We start from the raw sequence: 3,047 nt of genomic DNA, 5'->3' as shown, positions 1-3,047 counted from the left end.
AATTAATTAGATCAAACCACGGGGTGCGCGTCTACTTTTATGAATTTCCTAGGGATTATGAGGGGATTCGCTAGAGCTTGGCGTTAGGTATACCAATGAAGTCTGCAGATGGAGTCCCACCACAGAAACAGTTTTATATCGGCGTTCTTGTTACATTATTCATCGTATTTGTCAGTTTGATTTTCACTAATGATGATAAAGATGATCGCTTTCGTTTATTATTTAGTGGGTTCCACGAAGGTGAAATTGAACGGATAAATATAAAAATAGGGAACTCGATTTGGGATATTGTTAACCCTCAATTAAAGCTTTCTACATTAGATAGAAAGGAGTTAAAATTTATTGTTCCTAATGAGTTAGGTTTTTTAAACTTAACTTTATGGTATGACAATGGTAAAAAATATTCTCTATCAAATATTGAATATAGAGCTGGTGAATCTAATTACATTACTCTAACGGGTGATAAAATTATTAATGTGAAAGCACATTGGCAGTAGGTATACCTAACTAGCGTTATATGTAACTATGGAAACTAACGAGTATTTTCTTGGCCGAAATTACGGCTTCGGGTATCCAGACGAGTATGAGCGCCTCATCCCAATTCAGGGTGAGTTTGGTGAGCTTCGCTGGTGGTTTCTTGGCTCATCATCCGGTCTTTTTGATGTTGCTTACAATCTGATCAACAAAGATCTTGCTTCAAGCATCGAACTAATCCCATTTGCCAAAAGCAGCGAAACCAATGCGCTTGCCTGCTTTGACAAGTCTGGGAAGGTTTACTTCGTCATCGGCAATGCCTCGTTAAAAAGAGTAGATTGGTCAAAGCGCTTAACGGTGCCAAGTATTTCACATTGGTACCAAGGAGTTACAGCCGGTGATTTCTAGGTTACATATAACAAGGCAAAACAGTAACGCAGCCTTCGGCTGCTGGATTCGCTACGCTCGCCCTTGTTTGCGGCGTTATGTTTCAGGGGTAGCATGATCATCATCGGAAACGAGTCAGGGCTTAACTTTCGAATTCGGAAACCTCTCGAAGGCCCTTACATTGAGGTGGATATTTGGTTTAAGGATGTGCACTTAACCCCGATAGACAATGTTGCGTATTTACCCCAATTCCTTCATTCAATGCGTTCTGAGCTTGAGGAGCTAAAGGAAAAAAGTATTAATCCGGATGGCTTTTTCCTCTACTTTGGAGCAACAACAGATGATTGTAGCAGCAGAATTAAGCTTGAAGGTGACACTGCGATTGTTACTTTTGAGGTAGAGGAAGGAGTAATCCACCCAATGAAATGCTCGGCATCTGACTTAATCAATTTGTATTCGGAAACGATTGAGGCGCTAGAGAAACATAACAATGCAAGTCACAAACTCGTCGCTACGCTCCTCGGGGACAAAGGCCACAGCGCGGCAAGCCGCTGGCCTTTGTCCGTGTTTGCGGCGTTATGTTTTTCTATGGCTCGGTGTTTAATGAATAGTCCTAAGATCTTAGTCGCAATGAGAACTTCAGTTGTCCTAGCTTTTGTATTCACGCTAGCGCATGTAATTAGTTTTTATTTGCCACATGTTTATGCTCAGGTAACCGTTATTGATTCAGGCTCACCTAAAGTTATCGAAATAGTCGAGTTTGGCATTATTGAGACGTTCCGCCAAAAATTATTACCTTGGTTATCATTTTATATAGCAGTCATTTCTGCCATTATTTGCTTAAGCTATGGTATTAAAATAAACCGCAATAGTAAGCAACAAAGATTGCTGTCATTTTCATTGTTTTTAGTCGTTGTTTCTTGGTTTTCTATACCTACGCTTATCGCATAAAAACATAACAAAGCCATCAAGCAAAAGGACGCAAAAAGCTTGGCTTGCGCTCCTTCGTTGCTAATTTTAGCCAAGCCTTTATACGCCGGTTATGGCGAGCGTTATACGCTAATTAGACAATGAGGAAGTCATGCTCTGTCCTAGAACAAAAACTCCTTTGAAGAAGCTCAAAGTTGGTGGCATCGAGGTTGATGTAAGTGAAGCTTGTGGAGGCGTGTTCTTCGATAACCAAGAACTCAGCAAGTTTGAGAATGGGAAAGAAATAAGAGGTGAGGCACTTGCGAAACACCTCAAACAGTTCAACACAACATTGCTCAACGAACATGAAAGAGTAAATTGTCCTAAGTGTGAAGATGTCGTCATGATGCGGCGCTACTTCAGTCCATTGAATGTTTTGGAGATTGATGAGTGCCCCGGGTGTGGAGGAATCTGGTTAGATACTGGCGAACTAGAGAAGATGCATGATCTAGCCATATCCAAAAAAGAACGAGCCCTTCTCAGAGGGCAGCTTATGGATCAGTATCGAGAAGCGCCGAAACCTCAAGTAACGAAGGTACGCAAGAGGCAGCCCTTCGTCACGGCGCACTCAGCACCGTCAAGATACGATTGGATAATGGATTTGGCTGAGTCCTTGCTTGGTCGTTGGTGAGCGTATAACCAACTTATGCGGACGGCCTTTTCGCTGGCTTTCGTCGCTTCGCTCCTTAGTTTAGCGAGCTCTGATTAATAGGGTCAGGGTGATTGATTGTTAACCGCGATGAAAACTGGTTTATTTACGAGCTAGGGCAAGGACTCATTGCCATCAACTTTTACAGAAATGCCTCTGATGCGAATTTGGTGACGGACGGATGAAAATGTGATTTTTCATCTGTCTATAAGGACAAAAAATGAAATGGATTGTATGTTGGGTTGGGATTTGCTTTAGTCTTATTGGGCTATTAAACATGGTTTTTTATACCCACATAGAACCACTTTTGGGGATCCCTGAATCAATCGGCGTTTTGGTCGTCGGTTTACTCTTTGTTTATATCGGACGTGAATACCTCCCTGCATGGCTGTGCTATCTATTCTCTGGTGACGATAGCAGTAGCGAGTGATCTACATAACTGGAAAAGAAGCCGTTGAAGCGACGAGCGACGGCTACCCCACGGGATTGAAGGCGTTGGTATGACTCCCTCTGTCAAGTTTGACGCACTGATCCCTGCTAAAAAACTAGCCATCGTATTCTCCTAAAA

At 42.2% G+C, this 3,047-nt stretch carries 4 protein-coding genes; all 4 read left to right on the top strand.

What is annotated here, in order from left to right:
* The first annotated feature begins 95 nt into the window (after nt 1–95).
* The 4 genes from EZV61_RS19325 (at nt 96) to EZV61_RS19310 (ending at nt 2,461) form a co-directional block, all read left to right on the top strand.
* Nucleotides 96–497, top strand: coding sequence for a hypothetical protein (locus tag EZV61_RS19325; protein WP_131417677.1), 402 nt, complete (start codon nt 96–98; stop codon nt 495–497).
* 28 nt (nt 498–525) lie between these two features.
* Nucleotides 526–882: a hypothetical protein gene (locus EZV61_RS19320; protein WP_131417675.1), complete on the top strand. Its 357-nt coding sequence runs from the start codon at nt 526–528 to the stop codon at nt 880–882.
* Nucleotides 883–975: 93 nt separating this feature from the next.
* On the top strand, nt 976–1,812 hold the full coding sequence (locus EZV61_RS19315) for a hypothetical protein (RefSeq protein WP_131417673.1): 837 nt from the start codon (nt 976–978) through the stop codon (nt 1,810–1,812).
* 130 nt (nt 1,813–1,942) lie between these two features.
* Nucleotides 1,943–2,461: a TFIIB-type zinc ribbon-containing protein gene (locus EZV61_RS19310; RefSeq protein WP_131417671.1), complete on the top strand. Its 519-nt coding sequence runs from the start codon at nt 1,943–1,945 to the stop codon at nt 2,459–2,461.
* The last annotated feature ends 586 nt before the right edge of the window (nt 2,462–3,047 follow it).

Source organism: Corallincola luteus, from assembly GCF_004336975.1.
In the GTDB taxonomy this organism is placed as follows: Bacteria; Pseudomonadota; Gammaproteobacteria; order Enterobacterales; family Neiellaceae; genus Corallincola; species Corallincola holothuriorum.
Note: the sequence above shows the minus strand (reverse complement) of the source record. Positions and strands in the feature narration are given on the sequence as shown.

What these genes read in the sequence shown, in the direction of transcription:
- EZV61_RS19325 (WP_131417677.1), top strand. Translation starts at nt 96, where the DNA reads ATGAAGTCTGCAGATGGAGTCCCACCACAGAAACAGTTTTATATCGGC.
- EZV61_RS19320 (WP_131417675.1), top strand. Translation starts at nt 526, where the DNA reads ATGGAAACTAACGAGTATTTTCTTGGCCGAAATTACGGCTTCGGGTAT.
- EZV61_RS19315 (WP_131417673.1), top strand. Translation starts at nt 976, where the DNA reads ATGATCATCATCGGAAACGAGTCAGGGCTTAACTTTCGAATTCGGAAA.
- EZV61_RS19310 (WP_131417671.1), top strand. Translation starts at nt 1,943, where the DNA reads ATGCTCTGTCCTAGAACAAAAACTCCTTTGAAGAAGCTCAAAGTTGGT.